This window comes from Flavobacterium sp. KH_001 (genome assembly GCF_057840745.1).
In genome coordinates this window covers 5,190,970-5,212,270 of sequence record NZ_CM174520.1, presented here as the reverse complement: position 1 = coordinate 5,212,270, position 21,301 = coordinate 5,190,970, and the positions used below count along the sequence as shown (strand labels likewise).

Sequence of the window (21,301 nt, the reverse complement as noted above, 5' to 3'; positions counted from 1 at the left end):
TCCAAAAGCTTAAAAAAAAAATCAATACTCCACAAAAGTCCCATCAGCAGGAACAGCCGTTTTAGACAAAAGATCATTTTCTAATAAAGCAGTTTTTAATTGTTCTCTCGTCGTAGGGCAATGATTCAAAGCTTCTAAATGATTTGCGAAAACTTTTCCGGGTGCCAATGCCGTGAACTTCAAAATATCGTTCATTCGCATTAATAAAGGCTGGCCAATATCTAATCTCGCCGTTCCGCAGGCGACCGTCGCAATGTCTGGTTTGAATTCAACCAAAACTTTTTGTACGTGTTCTGTGAAAACGGTATCTGAACTTATATAAATAGATTTTTCATTGGCCAATTCAATAAAAAAGCCCATTACATTTCCCATCAATTTAGCGATAAATCCATAACCATGAATGGCTGGTATTCCTGTTATTTTTCCGTCCAGAAAAGGTTGAGGTTCCCAATAATTTAAAGTTTGAGTAATGTTTAAACCTCTTTTCGTTAATTCTTTTTCAATTTGCACACTGCAGATTACCGGAATGCTTTTACGTCTCAAAAAAACTTCGCCAGCTTTATCTATATGGTCCGGATGTAAATGAGTTATGAGGCAATGTGTTACCTTGCTTAAAATTTCCCGACTGTTTTTTGGCAAAGAAACCAAAGGATTTCTATGAGGGTTGTAACGAAAGATGGTAAAGGGCGGAATCGTTTTTCTTTTTCCTAGCATCGGGTCAACTAAAATCACATGTTGCTCCGTTTCAATAACTAAAGTAGCGTTACGTAAATGATGTAATTTCATATCATGCAAAATTAGAACTTAAAAATACAAAGATTTTTCAAATTTAATTTACAGATTTTTCTTTATTTTTAACAGAATTGTTATTATTTAAGATGGAAACTGTACAACGCTTTTTATGTAGCTACACAATAGAAAATCGAAAGCCAATTCCGTGCAGGTTTTCTATCGAAATTCCGTTTTCATTTGCCAGGATTTTGCGCAGTCGCGAAATAAAAACATCCAGACTTCTTCCCATAAAATAATCATCAGTTCCCCAAAGTGAGGTCAAAATCTGCTCTCTTTTTAAAACCGAATTTTTATTATCGAGAAATAATTTTAGCAATTCAGCTTCACGTTGCGTGAGACCAATTTTTTCACTTTCATTAAAAAGAATAAAGTTTTTAGTATCAAACTGGTATTTTCCAATTTCATAAACTGCTTTTTCAACCGGAATGTTTTTCTGCGAACGTTTTAAAAATATTTCAATTTTCAAAAGCAACTCTTCAATACTAAAAGGCTTTACCAAATAGTCATCAGCACCCAGACGCAATCCTTTAATGCGGTCTTCTTTTAAAGTTTTGGCCGAAAGAAAAATTATCGGAATGTCGGTATTGGCTTTTCTGATTTCAGTAGCCAATTCAAAACCATCCATTTTTGGCATCATAATATCGAAAATACAGATATCAAAACTTTCTTTTTTAAAGGTTTCCAGACCCAGTTTTCCATCAGGACAATGAATAACTTCGTAGTTATTTTGCTCCAGATTGTCTTTGGTTAAAAACGCTAAGGTTTCATCGTCTTCGGTATAAAGTATTCTGAATTGTTTCATTTTTTATAAGGAATTGACAAAGTTATAGTGATGCCTTTTTCTAAATTATTTTCGGCTTTTATTTTCCAGTTCTGAAGATTGCAAATTTCTTTGACGTAATATAATCCAAGCCCAAAACCATTTACTTCATTGCTTTTTTCGTTTTGAGCGCGATAAAACTTATCAAAGATAAGCGAAATGTTTTTAGGAGAGATTCCGATTCCGTTATCAATAAAAGCAAGTTTCAAAATTTGATTTTCTACTGAAACCCGAATTGTGATGTCAGGTTTTTCGGAACAATATTTTACAGCATTATCCAGTAAATTATAAACTAAATTGCTAAAATGAAAAACATCTGTTTCAATATAGTATTCTGCTGAAGCACTATCGATTTTAATAGAAGCTTCTGGATATTTCATCTGAATATTTTCAATCGTTTCCTCTATAATAGGAATAATTAAAAGTGTTTCTTTTTTTAGTTCCAAAGGCGAATAATCTGCTTTAGAAATATTTAAAATCTGTTCAATATGACTGTTGAGTTTATTGCTTTGATTGATAATAATATCCGTATAAGTATGCAGTTTTTTGTCTTCTTTAATCGGAGTTTGTTCAATCAAATATTTTGATGCAATTAAAATGGATGACAACGGCGTTTTGAATTCATGCGTCATATTATTAATAAAATCCCGTTGCAATTCAGAATATTTCTTTTGCTGTAAAAGTGTAAAAATAGAATAGACATAAATCAGTAAAATCAAAATCAGTGCAATTGAAAGGATAAACCAAAAACGCATTGAACTGAATAGGTAAGTCGTTTCATTAGGAAAACGAACTGCAAAATAATAAACCAGATCCTTATGTTTTGGAAAGGAAACTGCTTTTTTTGCTTTTCCTTTTTCAGAAGATGAAATGTACTTTCCGTAAACCATCTCGTCACTTTGGCAATTGTACACAGCATATTCAAAGTCGGTTGTAATATGCATTTTTTTGAATTCTGATCTTAAATAAAACTCTAAAATATCAGGTTCAAAAGCATTTTCGATGTTTACAATATAATAATCGTTGGAAATTTTGCGAACAGGATTTTGACAAGACGGTTCATGATCTTTTCCGTTGTATAATTTTCTGGCCACTTCAAGCAAAGCAATATTAGCTTTTTGACTCAGTTTTTTTTGTTCGAGCGTAAAAGCCTCTTTGGTCCAAAGCAATTGTGCCACCAATATGCTGATAATGGCGATCAATCCTAAAAGGATAATACTATTGAGTTTATTTATTTTCAAGAAAACAGTGTTTTTTAGAATGTAATATTAATGAAAATTATAGTGAAAAACAGCGATTAACAAGTCGTTAACAAAGATTTGAAACCGGTTAACAGCGATTTGATTTTGTCTGAAGTACTTTTGAAATAGAAATTCAGAACTAATAACCATTAAATATAATAACTATGAAAATGATCAAAATCTCAATGTTGGCTTTGGCTTTAGGGCTAATGTCTTTTTCAGCAATTGTACCGGTAAAAGTAATTGCGTCTAAAATTGAAACAACGGCTGCAACAATTGCCTGGAAAGCTGAAACTATTGATGTGGGACAAATTCCACAAGGAACGCCAAAAGCAATTGTATATGAGTTTAAAAATACAGGAAAAACAGCAGTTGTAATTACAAACGTGCAAGGATCTTGCGGGTGTACTGCAACAGATTATACTAAAGAGCCAATATTGCCTGGTAAAACAGCTAAAGTTACGGCTACTTACAATGCGGCAAACAAAGGTGCTTTTACAAAAACGGTAACGGTTACAACAAGTGCCGAAGCAACTCCGAAAATTCTTACCCTCAAAGGAACGGTAATCTAAATAAAGGTTGATTTATAAAGGGGAAAACTCCAAATATGTAATGTATTTGGAGTTTTTTTTATGCCTTATTGTGAAGCTGAATTGAGTAAGGAATTTTGCTTTGTAAAGCCAATATTATTTTTCTCGTAAAGCCTTTGTTTTCATCAAAACTTTTTTATTTTTATTAAAAATATTATTATGAAAATTTTCTATTCGCCTGTAGTTGTTATTGTTCTGTTTTTAGTTTTTTCATGTAATTCTAAGTCAGAAAAAAAAGAGGAAGACTTAAAGAAGACTTCAGAAAAAGTGATACCGGAATTAAAACTTCATATTGACAGTGTTGCTGTTTCTAAATTTTATGAAGCCTTTCCAAAGTTGGTTAAATTCCAAACGGAGGTTTTGGCTTTGTACGAAAAGAAAAATTCAACTCAATTGTGGCTCGACAATAAAGGCGTTGTTGAATTTGGAAATACTTTATTCAATAAATATAAAGGATTAGAAGCAGAAGGTTTAAAAGCCAATTTTCCTTACAATGAAAAAATCAATCCTATTTTTGAAACTTCTGTTGATAATAAGCTTTCTAAAGTAGATACTGATTTGATGATTTCAAACCTGTATTTTTATTACGTTCAGAAAGTTTCAGGCGTTGATGAAAAAACAACCAAAAAACTAGAGTGGCTTTTACCACGTAAAAAAGTGAATTATCAGGTGTTTTCAGATTCTATTCATGAAAAAGCTACAATAAGCGATGACAAAAAGAGCAAAATGTTCAGCCAATATTACAAACTTCGTGATGCGCTTCATGAATACAGAGAAATAGAGAAAAAAGGAGGATGGAAAACAGTTGAGGTTGGGGAGGATTTTAAGAATTTTAAAGTTGGAGATTCTGTTGACGCTATTGGCCAAATTAGAGAAAGACTATATATTACAGGCGAACTAAAAGAAAATGACAAAAGTAATGTGTGTGATACAACTTTGATAAAAGCCATTAAAAACTACGAAATACACCACGGATTAACGCCAAAAAATATAATATTAAAAGAACATATTGACGAACTGAATATTCCGGTTTCTGACCGAATCAAAACAATTATTGTCAACATGGAGCGTTGCCGTTGGATTGATCCGCAATTGGAAAAAGGGAAGGAATATATCGAAGTTAATATTCCTGAGTTTAGGTTGTATTTAATTCGCGATCATGAAATTGCTTTTGTTTCGCCTGTAGTAGTTGGAAAAGCAATGACCAAAACCGTTATTTTCAGCGGTATGATGAATAATATTGTTTTTAGTCCGTATTGGAATGTTCCAACAAGTATCATCAACAAAGAAATCAAACCGGGAATGGCCAAAAACAAGAATTACTTGGCACAGAAAAATCTGGAGTGGAACAATGGCGCTGTTCGTCAGGTTCCAGGAAAGAACAATTCGCTAGGTTTAGTAAAGTTTTTATTTCCGAATTCGAATAATATTTATTTACACGATACTCCTTCAAAAAGTTTATTCGAAAGAGAAAACAGAGCCTTTAGCCACGGCTGTGTTCGTGTCGGAAAACCAAGAGAGTTGGCGATTGAACTTTTAAAACAAGATCCAACATGGACTCCGGCCCGAATTGATAAAGCAATGCATGCAGGAAAAGAAAATTGGGTAAGTCTGAAAAAGAAAATTCCTGTATATATCGGGTATTTTACTGCTTGGGTAGACCGTAAAGGCGAACTGAATTTCTACAAAGACGTTTACCAAAGAGATGAAAGTCTTATCAAATTATTGACGGAGGAATAAAAAAGTTGTAAATGTTTTCCACGCAGATTTGGCTGATTAAAGCAGATTTAATTAGATTTTTTTAATCTCATTGCACTAAATAATCTGCGCACATCGGCCTAAATCTTTTTAAATCTGCGTGAAAAACAATTCAAGATCTGGTATAAGCTTATTTCGACAAAACGTCAATACACTTATAAAAACGGTTGGTGTAATGTTCTGTATCAAGAGAAGTAATCGTAACGCTGTTTACTTTTCCGGATGACGCATGAATAAATTTAGACTGCATTCCGTTGGCTTCGCAGATAATTCCGAGATGGCCAATAATAGTATTGTCTTTGTATCCGTAAAAAACTAAAATATCTCCCACTTTAAAATCTTCCGGATTTAACGCCTTGCCTAGATTTTTATAACTGCCGGAACTTCTCGGTAAGTCAACCTCAAAATGATGATAGACATAACTGATAAATCCAGAGCAGTCAAATCCTTTTTTCGGATCATTTCCTGCATATAAATAAGGCGTTCCCAAATATTTTTTAGCATAAGTTATAATTGAGTCGCGTTCAATTTCAGCTTGCGGTTTTTCTATTTGACTTGTTTCTGTTTTATGTTCTTCTTTTGAAGTAAAACAAGAACATAAAACGGCAGTTGAGAATATCGATATGTAAAAGATTGATTTCATTTTTTTAATGTGTTGTATCTATAAAGATAGCTCGTTTTTAATTAGTAAGGAAACGCTTTAAGATGAATTTGTAAGAATAAAGAATAAAAAAGTGAGGTTTGATGTATTTATGTGGTGTTTTTTTATTGCATTTTGACGTTTTAGTATCTTTCTGACTACTTCATTTCAAATATATTTGTGAATACTATTTCTATTTAACCAATATATTATGTTTATCAGAAAATTGCCGTTTTTAATTTTGTTTTTGCTGATTTCGACCCTTTCGATCTCACAAAACAAAAATACTTTTTTATATGCTGGCCGTATTGAAAAGCTTCAAAATGATAATGTTATTTTAATCGGAACTGCTTCGTCCGTATCATTTAATTTTACCGGAAGTGAATGTGCAATTAAACTGCAAAGTGTCGATTCGTACGAACATCATAATTATGTTGCTTTAGTTTTAGACGGAAAATATATAGGGAAAATCAGAATTGAAAAAGGCGATGTACAATCTTTTCCAATTCAAGTTACTTCAAATAAAAAAGAGCATCGCCTGGAAATTTATAAAAATACAGAAGCGCAAAGTGGTAATGTTTTATTCGCCGGAACGACAGCAAAACTGACTTCAATATCCTCTAAAAAGAAAAAGAAAATCGAATTTATAGGAGATTCCATTACTTGTGCTGCCGCGAGCGATTCGGTTGATTGTGATAAAGGAGAATACATGGATCATCATAATGGTTATTACGCTTATGGACCGGTGATTTCAAGAGAAATTGACGTTAATTATTTGGTAAGTTCTGTTTCCGGAATTGGGATCTATCGCAATTGGAATGACGAGAATAAAGAGGAAGCAATTATGCCAGATGTTTATCAAAATTTATATTTAACCAAAGACAATTCAAAACCTAAATATGATTTTGCTTTTCAGCCGAATATTATCAGCATTGCTTTAGGAACAAATGATTTTTCCGGTGGAGATGGCAAAAAAGAACGTTTGCCTTTTAATGCCGAAAAGTACATTTCGAATTACATCAATTTTATAAAAATGCTTTACGAACATAACCCAAAAGCACAGATTGTAATTACAAATAGTCCGATGGTTGGAGGCGAAAGAGGAATCGTTTTTGAAGATTGTCTGAATAAGGTTAAAGCGGCTTTTGCAACAGATAAAACCCATAAAGAAATCCAGATTTTCAAATTCAAACCGATGACACCAAAAGGATGTTTAGGACATCCGGATGTTTCAGATCAAAAAGTAATGGCTGATCAATATGTTCCGTTTTTAAAAAAGCTGTTAAATGAAAAATAATATATTTAAGTTTGTTTTCTTTCTGATGATCTCCGGTACTATGATGGCAAACGTTTCTCTTCCGAATATTTTTGGTGACAATATGGTTTTACAGCGCAATTCTGAAGTGAAAATTTGGGGTTGGGCCAATCCAAAGGAAGAAATCAAATTGGTTTCAAGCTGGAACAATCAGGAATATAAAGTCGTTGCCAATAATCAGGCGCAATGGGAACTTCACATTAAAACTCCGGAAGCGGGCGGACCTTATACCATTTCTATAAAAGGATACAATGAAGTTATTCTAAAAAATATTTTAATTGGAGAAGTCTGGGTTTGCGCCGGACAATCTAACATGGAAATGTCAGCTAGCTGGGGAATTGACAACGGCGAAGAAGAAATGAAAAACGCGACGAATCCCAATATTCGTTTTTTTACCGTTCCGAAATTAACAGCCACGACACCTCAAAATAATTTACTGGGAAACTGGACAGAATCGACTCGGGAAACCATGAAAAACTTCAGTGCCATTGGTTACTTCTTTGCTAAACGTCTGCGTGAAGATTTAAAAAATGTTCCTATCGGATTAATTTCATCCAATTGGGGCGGAACTCCGGCTGAAATCTGGATGCCGGAAGAAGTGGTTCAGAACGATCCTCTTTTATTAGAAAATGCCAAAAAACTAAACGAACAAGAATACGGACCAAGACAACCTGGACGCGCCTATAACGCCATGATTTATCCTCTTGTTGGATTTAAAATTGCGGGTACGCTTTGGTATCAGGGCGAATCGAATGTGGGTTCTTTGGTGTACGACAAAACATTATCGGCTTTAATCTCTTCCTGGAGAAAAGCCTGGCAGGACGAATTCCCTTTTTATTTCGTCCAAATCGCGCCATATAAAACCGGTAACAACAACTTCTCAAATGTTACGGTTAGAAACTCCCAAAGAAAAATATTAAATGAAGTTCCGAAAACCGGAATGGTCTTAACTTCTGATATTTCAGATACGATTGATATTCATCCAAAGAATAAAAAATCAGTCGGAATTCGTCTGGCCAATTTGGCTTTGGCCGAAACGTATAAAGTCAATTTCAATCTGGTAAACGGACCACTTTTTAAAGACATTAAAATTGAAAAAAACAAAGTAGCGGTTTCTTTTGATTATGCTGACGGATTGCATTTTAAAAATAAAACGTCCAATCAATTTGAGTTGGCCGGAGCCGATGGAAATTTTTATCCTGCAGAAACTTCCATAAAAAATAACGAAGTGATTTTGACAAGCAAGAAAGTTCCAAATCCGGTGAAAGTAAGATTCGCATGGGGAAATACAATTCAGCCCGATTTGTTTAATAAAGCGAATTTGCCAGCTTCTTGTTTTGTAACGGAGTGAGGATTTAGAGAATAGAATATAGAAAATAGAGTAAAGAGTCAAGAGCAAGATTTTAGACTTTAGTTTTTTTGTTAAACTAATTCATTCCAAGGTTCGGGAAAAACTTTGAGTAGAGTTACAATAAATAAAATACACAAAGCTTTAAAAAAAACTTTGTGCCTTAGTGCCTTTGTGGCATAAAATAACGAACCACTATGAAAAATAAAAAAATACTAATTATTGGGGTTTTTGCCCTGTTTACTGTTGGAAATATGAATGCACAAAAAAAGCCGTATCTGGATAAAACTAAAACCATTGAAGAACGTATTGATTTGCTTTTGCCGTTAATGACTTTGGAGGAAAAAGTAGGGCAAATGAACCAATATAACGGTTTTTGGGATGTTACCGGGCCGGCTCCAAAAGGAGGAACTGCCGAATTAAAATACGAACATTTGCGAAAAGGCTGGGTTGGATCGATGCTGACAGTTCGCGGTGTTAAAGAAGTTCGTGCGGTGCAGAAAATTGCAGTGGAAGAAACCCGTTTGGGAATTCCATTGATTATTGGTTTTGATGTAATACATGGCTATAAAACGTTAAGTCCGATTCCACTGGCAGAAGCGGCGAGTTGGGATTTAGAAGCGATTAGAAAGTCGGCGGCGATTGCGGCGGATGAAGCTTCGGCATCTGGTATTAACTGGACTTTCGGACCCAATGTCGATGTCGCTAATGATGCGCGCTGGGGACGTGTGATGGAGGGAGCAGGCGAAGATCCTTATTTGGGAAGTAAAGTGGGTTATGCTAGGGTAAAAGGTTTTCAAGGTGAAACAATTGCTGATTTGGCTAAGGTAAATACGATTGCAGCTTGTGCAAAGCATTTTGCAGCTTACGGTTATGTTGAAGCAGGATTGGAATATAATATCGTAGATATTAGCAATTCTAAATTGTATAATTCGGTTTTGCCTCCTTTTGAGGCGACGGTAGAAGCCGGAGTTCGTACGTTTATGAATTCTTTTAATACGTTGAATGGCGTTCCTGCAACCGGTAATACATTTTTACAAAGAGACATTTTAAAAGGAAAATGGAAGTTTGATGGTTTTGTAATTTCAGATTATGCTTCGATTCGTGAAATGATCGCACACGGTTATGCCAAAGACGAAGCCGATGCAACAGCAAAAGCGGTAAACGCAGGTTCTGATATGGATATGGAATCATATTTATATGTCGCAAAATTGACTGGTTTGGTGAAAGAAGGAAAAGTAAAAGAAGCTTTGGTTGATGATGCCGTTCGCCGAATTTTGAGAGTGAAATTTGAATTGGGATTATTTGATGATCCGTACAGATATTGCGATGAAAAACGTGAAAAAGCTACGATTGGAAACAAAGCCAATAATGACGGTGTTTTAGACATGGCGAAGAAATCTATCGTTTTGTTGAAGAACGAAAAGAATTTGCTTCCGCTAAAGAAATCCGGACAGAAAATTGCTTTGATTGGTGCTTTAGCAAATGATAAAAATAGTCCATTAGGAAGCTGGAGAATTGCTGCGGATGATAATTCAGCGGTTTCTGTTTTAGAAGGAATGCAGCAATATAAAGACAATCAATTAACTTTTGAAAAAGGAGTTGATTTACTTTCACAAAAAGCTACTTTTTTGACGGAAACTGTTTTCAATACAACTGATAAAAGCGGTTTTGAGGCTGCAAAAACAGCGGCTAAAAATGCAGATGTTGTCGTAATGGTTTTAGGAGAATATGGTTTTCAGAGTGGGGAAGGGCGCAGCAGAACAGATCTTAACTTGCCTGGTTTACAGCAAGAATTGTTAGAAGAAATTTATAAAGTGAATCCGAATGTTGTCCTGGTTTTAAATAATGGTCGCCCGCTTTCTATTCCATGGGCTGCAGAAAATGTTCCTGCTATTGTGGAAGCATGGCACTTAGGAACTCAAACTGGAAATGCTGTGGCGCAGGTTTTATACGGAGATTATAATCCGAGTGGAAAATTGCCAATGTCGTTTCCTAGAAATGTTGGGCAGGTTCCAATTTATTATAACAAATACAGTACTGGAAGACCAATTGACAGTGATAAAAATGTTTTTTGGTCGCATTATATGGATGTGGAAAAAACACCTCAGTTTCCGTTTGGTTTTGGTCTGAGCTACACCAAATTCGATTATAAAAATCTGAAAATAAATAAAACTTCATTCGCAAAAGGAGAAAATGTTGAGGTTACAGTTGAGGTTACCAATTCAGGAAATTATGATGGAAAAGAAGTGGTACAATTGTACATTCATGATGAGTTCGCCAGTATCATTCGCCCAATTAAAGAATTAAAAGGCTTCGAATTGGTAAACCTGAAAAAAGGAGAAACCAAAACGGTAACTTTTACTTTAACAAATAAGGAACTTGGTTTTTATGATAACGAAGGAAAGTATTTAATCGAAGAAGGAACTTTTAAAATTATGGTTGGCGGAAGTTCTGATAAAGGTTTGGAAAGTGGTTTTGAGATAAAATAGTAATTTGCCACAAAGGCACTAAGACACGAAGTTTTTAATTTCAAAGTCGCAAAGTTTTTTTTCGCCACGAATTCACGAATTAATTGTTCAAAAATTCGTGAATTCGTGGCGATTTCTATTTTAAATAAAAAGCTTAGCGTCTTAGTGTCTTTGTGGCAAAACTTCGTAAGTTTTTTTTACCTTTAAAACCTATTAAACTACAACCTTAAACTAAAATAATGAAATATAACAGATGTGGAAAAAGCGGGTTATTGTTACCTGAAATTTCTTTAGGATTATGGCATAACTTCGGATCAGTAGATAATTTTGACAATGCAGAAAGTATCGCTGTGGAAGCTTTTGACAAGGGAATTACTCATTTTGATTTGGCTAATAATTACGGACCGGTTCCGGGTTCTGCCGAAACTAATTTTGGTAAAATTCTATGGCATAATTTTCAGGGAAATTTGCGTGACGAAATCATTATTTCAACCAAAGCCGGCTACACGATGTGGGATGGACCTTACGGAGACTGGGGTTCAAGAAAGTATTTATTATCGAGTTTAGACCAGAGTTTAAAAAGAATGAAAGTCGATTATGTCGATATTTTCTATTCACACCGCCCAGATCCGGAAACGCCCATTGAAGAAACCATGATGGCTTTAGATTACGCAGTAAGAAGCGGAAAAGCATTGTATGTCGGAATCAGTAATTACTCGGCGGAGCAGACTCGTGTTGCAGTTGATGTTCTAAAGCAATTAGGAACTCCGTGTTTGATTCATCAGGCAAAATATTCAATGTTGGAACGTTGGGTTGAAAATGGTTTGTTAGATGTTCTGGAAGAAAAAGGAGTAGGATGTATTGCTTTTTCGCCTTTGGCACAAGGACTTTTAACAGATAAATACTTGAACGGAATTCCTGAAAACTCAAGAGCACACAATCCAAATGGGCATTTGAAAGAAGATGAGGTTACCGCAGAAAGAATTCAGAAATTGATCCAATTGAATGAAATTGCTAAAAATAGAAATCAATCTTTGGCACAGCTGGCCTTGGCGTGGTTGCAAAAAGACAAACGAATTACTTCAGTTTTAATTGGGGCAAGTTCTGTAAAACAATTATGTAATAATATTGATTGTTTGCAAAATACGGAGTTTACAACAGATGAATTGAATGCGATTGAGAAGATATTAGCATAACAATTTTTAGGTATGCATAATCGTAGAGACGCACTGCTGTGCGCCTCTACGGTAAAAAAGGACTTATTTTTTCAATTCCATATTGTATTTCTTCACAATCTCCAAAGTCGATTTATCTGAAGAAAAAACCGAATTCAATCCTTGCGGTTCCTGAGGAGGATCTGTTGTCAAAGGATCACCCGGACTCCATTTTCCGCTGTCATTTATCGCTTTTCCTTCACCGCCAAATCCCCAGAAATTGGCGCCTTGCAACGGTCCATTGTTTTTAACGCTTTCAGCAACTCTTCCAAAAATATAATTGTAGAAAACATCTCTGTTTGCAACTGATGCTGTTGGTAATAAACTTTCGTTTTCTCTTCCCAAACCAAATTCTTCAATAATAATCGGGCGTTTTAGATGATTGGCAACAGCCACATGTTTATCAATATATTTTCCGGCATTTTCTAAAGTTGTTGGTAATGTTTTTTCAGCATTATCCGCTTTAAACCAATTCCAGTTTTTCGGCCAAATGTGCATGGTCAAATAATCAATATTCTGATTTTGATGTGTTCTCTCAAAAATTCCAATGTCATCATTCGAACTGTTCAATCCTTCAGAACCTGTCGAAATCAAATGATTTTTATCTAAACGGTCCATTAAATTCACAATATTATTCAGCCAAACCGTAAATTTTGCTTCATTTTCAACTGTAAAAAGTCTCGGTTCATTTCCAACCTGCCAAGCCATAATCGTGTTGTCTTCTGTATATTTTTTATGAGAATACGCATTCGTTCTTCCCATAATAAATTTCACATGATTTTCTAAAGCCTGCATACAAGGTTCACAACTATGAAATTGTTCTGTATATGCCATGTATTGTGGCCATGTATTAGGCGCAATTCCCGGAACGGGAATCGGACCTTTGCCATTCCATTCTAAATATTGCGACATACCGCCAGACCATTCCCAATTGTTTGTCAAATACAAAACGGCGTACATTTTACGTTTTCGCATTTCGTTCATCAAAAAATCCAGTCCGTCAAGCAAATCTTCATCGTATTCTCCTTGTTCGTATTGCAACGCCGGACGAACTGTAAAATCATATTTTCCGCCATCGCCACCTACTAAAATTCGGAGATTGTCAATGCCGTTTTTCTGCATTAAATCCAACTCGCGAAGCAATCTTTTACGATCACCTATTTTTTTCGAAGCCAGTAAACTTCCGTACCAATAATTTGTTCCAATGTACGCGTAGGGTTTGTCGCCCTTATAAAATTGCGTTCCTTTCACCGTAATTCGTTCCTGCGCCTGACAAGCCATTGAGGAAAAAATTAAAGCCAATCCGAGGGTTTTAAGAAATGTATTTTTCATTATTATATTTTTTAGGAGCTATTTCCCGCTGTTCCTTCCAATCTTTTGTGCCGAACCCCGGCACAAAAGGATTTTCCCTCCCATCGGGGCTAGGGGTTTACGGTTTTTAAGAATTTTTTTTTTGTTCAATTTCCACAATCTTGTCATTTCGACGAAGGAGAAATCACACTAGGAATTCCGCAAAGAAGATCGCCAATCTTTGTCGAGCTTCGTCTGTGATTTCTCCTTCGTCGAAATGACAAACTAGGTCTACTACTTCGGCAATTCATACATCTTCGGCAAAGAATTCACCAAAGCCGATTTTGTTTTAGAACTAAATGTTTTAAAATCAGCGGCGTTTGAAACTGTTCCATTCGGTACCCAATACCCATCTTTAGTATTGTTCCAAAATAATACATAACTCACTTCAATATTATTTGATGTTAAAGCACTGTATAAATAGGTCGAAAACCAATCTGTAATCGGTGATTTTGTACTTGTAACCTGATAACCGGTTTCAGTCAAAGCGGCAATTTTTACCTTGGTTTTAGCCAAATCAGATATTATTTTTAATTTAGAATTTGCTCTGGTTGCTCCGGCTGACCCTTGATTGTCAAAATCGCCGTAATTGTCCATTCCTAAAACATCAACATATTTATCGCCTGGATAGCGGCTTAAATAATTGGTTTCTGTCGTATAAGAGTTGTCTGGAGAAAACGCATACAAAATATTGTGAACGCCTTTTGTGTTTTTCAAATAATCAACCGTAAACTGATAAGCTGTTTTGTATTCTTCAGGTGAGCAAAAACTCGCTCCCCACCAAAACCAACTTCCGTCAAACTCATGGAATGGCCTGAAAATAATCGGAATCAATTCGCCATTTGCACCTTTTAAATTAGAAACTACACTGGCAATTTTGTCTAGTTTTTTCTTGTACCATTCATGATTTGATCCATCAGGCAAAATACTTTTAAAAGCAGTTGCTTTTTGTTCTGATGTCATTTCGGAGGTGTAAAAAGTTTCTTCTTTGCCCGGTTCTCTTAAATGCCAGCTAAACGTATTGATCATGCCTTTGGAGTAAGCAAGTTTCACATCGGCTATGATTTTTACTTCCTCTCCATAAAACCAGTTGCCTACTTGGTTATTATTTTGTTTATCTGCAATAAACATAAAGTCTGAACCTAAAACAGCTGGGTCATAACCCGTATTCTTTTTGATATCAGAATCACCACCTGCATCTTGGTAAAAACTGTTAAAAGCAGCCTGCTGACCAATAGCAAATTTGTTTTTGGCTAGTTTTTTTAAATTATAAAACAAAGCCACGGTTTCTTTTGTTGCAGTTGCGTCAACTAAATAGGTTGCGGCATTTGAGGTAGTCAACGGATCAGTATCAACAATAACTGGTGGATCAACGACCACTTCCGAATCTGATTCGTCATTCGAAGAACATCCTGAAATTGTCAAAATCGATAAGCTTATAAAAAGAATATTTAGAAGATTTTTTTTCATTTTGATTTGTTTTAAAAGCTTAATTTGAAATAAATGTTAGTCTTTTATTCTCTGAATAAGTTCCAGACAAGCACGACTGTTGTGATATGGACATTTCCAGAAACCAGCTTTGTCTTTTTCCATTAATGAATAATCGCGATAAACTCCCCAAAACCATTCTCCGTTTTCTTTATCCAAAATGTGTTTTTTAATGAAATCCCAGTTTTTCAAAACCATGTCCAAATGCTTTTCGTCGTCTGTTAATTGGTATGCATTATAAAAACCAATTAAAGCTTCGGCCTGAACCCACCAATGTTTTTCAGCTATCAATTCATTATTTTTAGGCTCCAATTCATACCATAAACCGCCGTCAGTATCCAAACCTTCCTGTGTGACTTCCGCCATTTGAATGGCGTATTTTTTATAATTGGCAATTAGATTTTCATCTTCAGAAATTTCAGCACACTGCAATAATAGCCAGGCTGCTTCAATATCATGACCATACGAAATCACGTCTGGTTTTTCAATCCATTCTTCGTTAAAAAATAAACGTAAATGCCCTGTTTCTGTATTAATGAAATGTTTTTCTATCGTCTCTAATATTTCAGTAATGGAGTTTTGTAGCTTTTTGTCTTTCCAAACCTTAAATAAATTTGCATACGCTTCCACAATATGCAAATGCGTATTCATGGTTTTCTTTTCGTTCGCATCTTTTTCACTCAGACGCAAATCGGCAATAGGTTTCCATTCTCGTGTAAAAGCTTCTAAGTAACCTCCGTTTATGGAGTCGTAACTGTGTCTTTCTATTTGTAAATATAAATTTATGGCTATTTCTAAGGCCTTTTCCTCTTTAGAAATAACATAATATTCTGATAGTCCATAAATGGCAAAAGCTAAAGCATAAATCTGATTTTTAGTATCTTTTGGTGTTTTATCAGCATTAATACTCCAAAATAAACCTCCAAATTCGGAATCATAAAAATATTTTGAGAGAAATTCAAAAGCTCTAGTTGCTAATTTTTTATGTTCTTCATTTTTAGTAACCTGATAACTGGCAGAAAAGGACCATAAAATTCGGGCGTTTAAGACAGAACCTTTTTCGGCCGTAGCAATCAAATGATCATTAAAATCAATCTGACCAATAAAACCGGCATTTTGATCGTCAACAGTATGTTCTGACCAATATTTTAAAATGGAATCAAGTTCGGCAGTTAATTCAGATTTAAGTTCCTTTAGTTTTGTTGACACGTCTAATTATATTGCGTTATTTTTCTCAATCTGATTGATAATTGTTTTCACAGAACCTGCTGAAATAAAAGTGTCAGCTGGTGTATTGGTTACATAATCAACCAGTTTTGCTACAGATGAAACCGCAACATGCATCCTTGTATCTGATGAAGCGTAGTACACATAAACTGTTCCGTCAGCATCTTCAATCCATCCATTAGAAAATAAAACATTCGATACGTCTCCAACTCTTTCAATACCTTCAGGTCCCATAAAATGACCCGCCGGAACGTGTGTTACCTTTGTAATGTCATTCAAATCGGTCATAAACATATAAAGAGTATAGCGTAGTCCTGCAGCCGTGTTACGAACGCCATGCGCCAAATGCAGCCAACCTTTATCCGTTTTGATAGGAGCAGGGCCAAGACCATTTTTCAATTCGTAAATAGTGTGATATTGTTTCCCAAAGATGATTTTTTCTTCTTTTACAACAGGATTTGTCATGTCTTCAACATATCCTAATCCAATTCCACCACCAGCGCCAACGTCAATAAAACCATCTTGAGGACGTGTATATAAAGCGTATTTTCCGTTTACAAATTCCGGATGCAAAACGACATTTCGCTGTTGACCTGTATTCGAAATTAAATCAGGAAGCCTTTCCCAATTCACTAAATCTTTAGAACGCACGATTCCGGCATTGGCTACAGCCGAACTAGTATCACCTTTTGGTGCTTTTGGATCTTTTCTTTCCGTACAAAAAATACCGTAAACCCAGCCGTCCTCGTGATTGATCAAACGCATATCGTAAACATTGGTGTCTGGTTCTGCCGTTTGCGGAATCACGCATGGTTTTTCCCAAAACTTGAAATTATCGACTCCGTTTGGACTTTCCGCTATAGCGAAAAAAGACTTTCTGTCAATTCCTTCAACACGAACTGCCAGTAAATATTTGCCATTCCATTTCATGGCTCCAGCATTAAAAGCAGCATTCATCCCGATTCGTTCCTGCAAAAACGGATTAGTTTTTTCGTTTAAGTCAAAACGCCAGTTCAGTGGTACATGAGCCGCTGTAACTACTGGGTTTTTATAGCGTTGGTAGATGCCGTTTCCAGCATTTTCTTCAGGAGTGTTTTTTTGCTCCGTCAGTGTTTTATGTTCTTTCTCTATTGCTACTTTTCTATCCTGAAATGTAGTGGAAGTGGCTATTGTTGTCATAGTAATCTATTTCTGATATCTGTATAATTAATTGGTATGGTCTCTTTTTTCGTTTAAATCTTGTTCTATGGTTTGCAATTTTTCTTCAGATAAAGGATAAAACAAAATAAAAGCGACTGATATAAATGCTGCGATGGCAGGAAGTATGCTTAACATTAATTGTATTCCGTTTTGGGCCACGGCAGTTTGTTCAACATTGGCCTGAAAACCATAATAGCCTAAAAGCCATCCAGCTCCGGCACCTCCAATGGTCCAGCCAAATTTTTGTGACATGGATGATGCGGAGAAAACTAATCCGGTTGCTCTTCTTCCTTGTTTCCATTCTGAATAATCGGCACTGTCGGCGTACATGGACCAGATTAACGGGAAAATACAACCTGCACAAACACTGATTAAAACCTGAAAACTTAAGATTAAGAAAATATCTTCTTTTCCGAAGAAATAAAATACCAAACTCAAAATTGCAGCTAAAGCCATAGCACCAAAAAAGGTTTTCTTTTTTCCAATTTTATTGGCAATTGGTGTGGCAATAATTACTCCGATGATATTGGCAGCCTGACCCAGAACTAAATAAATGGAAGTGGGTGTCATGTGAAAGTCTGTTCCAAAAAGCGTGAAATCAAAGTTGATACTACTGCTTACATAATATTTAAAGTAATAAACGGCAGCACCGTCACGAATAGAATTAAAAACTAAAGCGCCAATTCCGGCTCCCAGCAAAATCCACCATGGTTTATTTTTCCACAAGTCTTTTAAATCTTCTTTTAAGTTCGATTGTTCATCAGAAATTGGTTTTACTCTTTCTTTTGTAAATAAAAAACAAGCCCAGAAAAAAGCGGTTGTAATCACTCCAAAAACGGCAATTGTTGCCAACCAGCCTGATTTAGAATTTAGGCTTCCGCCGAAATAATTTACAAGCGGTTCAATTAACCAAAGTGCTAATAAACTTCCTCCAAAAGCAAAAACCATTCGATAAGAAGATAACGTGTTTCTTTCTTTTCTGTCAGATGACATTACACCTAAAAGTGAGGCGTACGGAACATTGATCAACGAATAAATCATCATCATTAGAGAATAGGTCACGTAAGCATAAATTATTTTTCCCTTTTCATCAAAATCAGGTGTGTAAAAAGTTAAAACCCCAATTACGGCAAAAGGCACGGCTACCCATAATAAGTACGGTCTGAATTTTCCCCATTTGCTTTTTGTTCTGTCGGCAATGATTCCAACAATTGGATCAAAGCAGGAATCCCAGATTCTGGTGATTAAAAACATGGTTCCTACCACGGCAGGTGCTATTCCGAAAACGTCGGTATAGAAAAAGAGGAGGTACATGCTGAAAATTTTCCAGAACATGGATGATGCGGCATCTCCAAGGCCGTAACCTACTTTTTCTTTTAAACTAATTTTGTCGTGCATTGGGTTCTTTTTAAGGTTGTAATTTAGATTTGGTTATTATTTTAGTGCTTTCTGAATGTCTTTTTCAAATAAAGTTTTGTCGAGATTATAAAAATCAACAAAATCTTTTTCGCTTATTTGCCCAGTGTATGGAGCGTAATAATGCATTTTTTGTTCTTTTTCCTGCCAGCCATGGTTTCTCCACAATAAAACATAGGATATTTTGTAATCGCCAATGGCTTTTGATAAAGTTCCGGTCCACCATTTTGGGTCAGGAATTGCTTCGTAACCTGCTTCTGCAATCGCGATTAATTTATGTTTATCAGCACCAATTTCATTTACGATTTTAAGCTGATCCTGAACTTCTTTAATGAATTTTGTACCGTCTTTATCGTCATTATTCTGATAGGAATCAAAACTTAACATGTCCGCATAATTATCACCTGGATAATGAGATAAAAAATCTTCTTTTGAGCTGAAACTACTAGTGTTATAGACATAAATTAGATTATGGACCCCTTTTTTCTGAAGGTATTCAATGGTGAATTTCCATAAAGATTTAAATTCTTCCGGAGTACAATTTCCTTTTCCCCACCAAAACCAGCCTCCGGTAAGTTCGTGATAAGGTCTAAAAAGAACTGGAATGTTTTTTCCTTTTTTATCTTTTAAGGATAATAGATAATTAGCCGCTTTGTCCAACCAAATGGTAAATTTTTGATTATTTTCTCCTCCTGGTAAAACTGTTTTTACAGCGTTTGGAGTATTGTCCCAAGCACTTTTTCCCGTTGCGGGATTATCAAAATGCCAGCTAATGGTTGTAATTCCACCCCTTTCATGGCCTTCTTCAATATATTGCTTCATTTTTGTAAAGGGGATTCCATCTATATTATTAGGGCTGTCTTTTTCCAGTCCGGCCAAGTCCCAACCATAAACTGCTGGATAATCTCCAACGACATCTTTTATATCGCTTCTGCCGTTTTCGTATTTCCAGTTTACGCCATAAGCAAGATCATCCTGATGTCCAAATAAATAACCTTTTTGAACCAATTGATTTAGTTTTTTATAAAGAGAAACAGTTTCAGATGTCGCTTTTTTATCTGAAAGTGATAAATTAGTATTAGTGATAATGGCTTTGGAAGAACATGAAGTCCCTGTAAGTACTGTTATTATTAATAGTAGTATGTTTTTTTTCATTCGAAATGAGTTGTTTTCCATTGTAATAAGTGTATGAATAACAATTGATAAAAGTATTATAAAACAGTTAATTTTTCAATCTTTAAATCAATATTGTTTTTCTGCTAAAATTATTAAAACTTTAAAAAGTTATTATATTAAAAATGATTAATGTTTATTATTGATGTGCTTTTTAGAAAAATGATAATTCTATTTTTCAAAGATAATCCGATGTTTATCGTGTAATTAATATTATTTTATCAATTATATATCATATTATTGCAAAACAAAAAGGATAAAAATACTTCATAAATAGATTTTTAAAGATGAGTAGTACTAAAAATTTTTACAGGGAAATTGCTCCGCTTTCTGCTGGAGATAGTTTTTTGGTTTTCGACAGGATTAAAGATAGTTTTGATTTTCCGGTACATTATCATCCGGAATTCGAAATCAATTTTATTTTAAATGGAAAAGGAGTAAAGCGGGTTGTTGGCGATAATATAGAAGAAATTGACAGTGTTGAACTAGTTTTAATTGGACCGAATTTATATCACGGATGGGAATTGAATAAATGTACCAGTAAAAAAATTCACGAAATTACCATTCAGTTTCATAACGATTTATTTCATGAATCTTTATTGTCAAGACGAATTATGAATCCAATTCGCGATATGTTTAATCGTTCGATTCATGGTATTTTATTTTCCAAAAAAGTGGCCGAAGAATTAACGCCAAGGCTTGTAAGGCTTTCTAAATTAGATGGTATGGATTATTTTTTGGAAATCACTTCCTTATTATATGATCTTGCTAATTCGAGGAATCAACGTTTGCTCTCAACTTATACGGTAGATTATGATACGTTTGATGATTACGATAAAATGAAGCTCGTATATGAATATGTTCAAAAACATTTTGCTGAAAAAATTACTTTAGAAGACGTTGCGGGTGTTGCCAGTATGTCGATAATTTCTTTTAACAGATTTATTAAAAAGCGAACCGGAAAAACTTTTGTCAATTATATAAATGATATCCGAATTGGATATGCGGCTCGTTGGCTGGTTGAGAAAGATATGAGTGTATCTGAAGTTGCTTTTAAATCAGGTTTTAATAATATTGCGAACTTCAATCGTAGTTTTAAAGCTACTAAAAACTGTACACCTAGTCAATATAGAGAAGATTTTTCTGGTTTAAAGCGTATTTTATAGTGATACTTTTTTAGCACAAACAAATATTATTTTTAACGAAATCGTTTGCTTTTTTAATGATTTGTTAATTTTTATTTATAATTCGTACTGGA

At 35.0% G+C, this 21,301-nt stretch carries 17 protein-coding genes; 7 read left to right on the top strand and 10 right to left on the bottom strand.

The annotated features are described in order from the left end of the window. Positions 1-21 precede the first annotated feature (21 nt). From AC3ITQ_RS22115 to AC3ITQ_RS22105, 3 genes are all read right to left on the bottom strand, one after another. On the bottom strand, positions 22-786 hold the full coding sequence (locus tag AC3ITQ_RS22115) for an MBL fold metallo-hydrolase (protein ID WP_489236226.1): 765 nt from the start codon (positions 784-786) through the stop codon (positions 22-24). Positions 787-907: 121 nt separating this feature from the next. Next, positions 908-1,594: a response regulator transcription factor gene (locus AC3ITQ_RS22110; protein WP_489236225.1), complete on the bottom strand. Its 687-nt coding sequence runs from the start codon at positions 1,592-1,594 to the stop codon at positions 908-910. Continuing rightward, positions 1,591-2,853 carry a sensor histidine kinase gene (locus tag AC3ITQ_RS22105; protein WP_489236224.1) on the bottom strand — a complete coding sequence of 421 codons (1,263 nt, stop codon included), beginning with the start codon at positions 2,851-2,853 and terminating at the stop codon, positions 1,591-1,593. The genes AC3ITQ_RS22110 and AC3ITQ_RS22105 overlap by 4 nt, the downstream gene beginning before the upstream one ends. Before the next feature lie 164 nt (positions 2,854-3,017). Here AC3ITQ_RS22105 and AC3ITQ_RS22100 point away from each other — a divergent pair, with 164 nt between their 5' ends. Together AC3ITQ_RS22100 and AC3ITQ_RS22095 are read left to right on the top strand one after the other, a co-directional pair. Further along, entirely contained in the window at positions 3,018-3,425 is a 408-nt protein-coding gene (locus AC3ITQ_RS22100; RefSeq protein WP_489236223.1) for a DUF1573 domain-containing protein, read from the top strand. A 177-nt stretch (positions 3,426-3,602) separates the two neighbouring features. Next, positions 3,603-5,183: a L,D-transpeptidase family protein gene (locus AC3ITQ_RS22095; protein WP_375032456.1), complete on the top strand. Its 1,581-nt coding sequence runs from the start codon at positions 3,603-3,605 to the stop codon at positions 5,181-5,183. Between the two features lie 148 nt (positions 5,184-5,331). Here the strand turns inward: AC3ITQ_RS22095 and AC3ITQ_RS22090 are convergent, their stop codons facing one another. Continuing rightward, entirely contained in the window at positions 5,332-5,844 is a 513-nt protein-coding gene (locus AC3ITQ_RS22090; protein WP_489236222.1) for a C40 family peptidase, read from the bottom strand. A 208-nt stretch (positions 5,845-6,052) separates the two neighbouring features. On the opposite strand from AC3ITQ_RS22090, the gene AC3ITQ_RS22085 reads away from it, so the two are divergent. The 4 genes from AC3ITQ_RS22085 to AC3ITQ_RS22070 all read left to right on the top strand — a co-directional run bounded on the left by AC3ITQ_RS22085 (position 6,053) and on the right by AC3ITQ_RS22070 (position 12,171). Continuing rightward, on the top strand, positions 6,053-7,138 hold the full coding sequence (locus AC3ITQ_RS22085; RefSeq protein ID WP_489236221.1) for an SGNH/GDSL hydrolase family protein: 1,086 nt from the start codon (positions 6,053-6,055) through the stop codon (positions 7,136-7,138). Further along, positions 7,128-8,507, top strand: coding sequence for a sialate O-acetylesterase (locus AC3ITQ_RS22080; RefSeq protein ID WP_489236220.1), 1,380 nt, complete (start codon positions 7,128-7,130; stop codon positions 8,505-8,507). Before AC3ITQ_RS22085 ends, AC3ITQ_RS22080 begins: the two co-directional genes overlap by 11 nt. Before the next feature lie 194 nt (positions 8,508-8,701). Further along, positions 8,702-10,996, top strand: coding sequence for a beta-glucosidase BglX (gene bglX / locus AC3ITQ_RS22075; protein ID WP_489236219.1), 2,295 nt, complete (start codon positions 8,702-8,704; stop codon positions 10,994-10,996). Between the two features lie 218 nt (positions 10,997-11,214). Next, on the top strand, positions 11,215-12,171 hold the full coding sequence (locus AC3ITQ_RS22070) for an aldo/keto reductase (protein ID WP_489236218.1): 957 nt from the start codon (positions 11,215-11,217) through the stop codon (positions 12,169-12,171). Positions 12,172-12,234: 63 nt separating this feature from the next. Here AC3ITQ_RS22070 and AC3ITQ_RS22065 read toward each other — a convergent pair whose 3' ends face one another. The 6 genes from AC3ITQ_RS22065 to AC3ITQ_RS22040 all read right to left on the bottom strand — a co-directional run bounded on the left by AC3ITQ_RS22065 (position 12,235) and on the right by AC3ITQ_RS22040 (position 20,025). Then, entirely contained in the window at positions 12,235-13,521 is a 1,287-nt protein-coding gene (locus AC3ITQ_RS22065; RefSeq protein ID WP_489236217.1) for a glycoside hydrolase 5 family protein, read from the bottom strand. 252 nt (positions 13,522-13,773) lie between these two features. Beyond that, the gene (locus tag AC3ITQ_RS22060) at positions 13,774-15,009 is read right to left on the bottom strand and encodes a glycoside hydrolase family 26 protein (protein ID WP_489236216.1); all 1,236 of its coding nucleotides are present in this window, start codon (positions 15,007-15,009) and stop codon (positions 13,774-13,776) included. Between the two features lie 36 nt (positions 15,010-15,045). After that, positions 15,046-16,236: an AGE family epimerase/isomerase gene (locus AC3ITQ_RS22055; RefSeq protein WP_489236215.1), complete on the bottom strand. Its 1,191-nt coding sequence runs from the start codon at positions 16,234-16,236 to the stop codon at positions 15,046-15,048. Positions 16,237-16,242: 6 nt separating this feature from the next. Next, the gene (locus tag AC3ITQ_RS22050; protein WP_489236214.1) at positions 16,243-17,433 is read right to left on the bottom strand and encodes a glycoside hydrolase family 130 protein; all 1,191 of its coding nucleotides are present in this window, start codon (positions 17,431-17,433) and stop codon (positions 16,243-16,245) included. 27 nt (positions 17,434-17,460) lie between these two features. Beyond that, on the bottom strand, positions 17,461-18,852 hold the full coding sequence (locus tag AC3ITQ_RS22045; RefSeq protein ID WP_489236213.1) for an MFS transporter: 1,392 nt from the start codon (positions 18,850-18,852) through the stop codon (positions 17,461-17,463). 36 nt (positions 18,853-18,888) lie between these two features. Continuing rightward, on the bottom strand, positions 18,889-20,025 hold the full coding sequence (locus AC3ITQ_RS22040) for a glycoside hydrolase family 26 protein (RefSeq protein WP_489236212.1): 1,137 nt from the start codon (positions 20,023-20,025) through the stop codon (positions 18,889-18,891). A gap of 305 nt (positions 20,026-20,330) precedes the next feature. On the opposite strand from AC3ITQ_RS22040, the gene AC3ITQ_RS22035 reads away from it, so the two are divergent. After that, positions 20,331-21,209, top strand: a complete 879-nt coding sequence (locus AC3ITQ_RS22035; protein ID WP_489236211.1) for an AraC family transcriptional regulator — start codon at positions 20,331-20,333, stop codon at positions 21,207-21,209. The last annotated feature ends 92 nt before the right edge of the window (positions 21,210-21,301 follow it).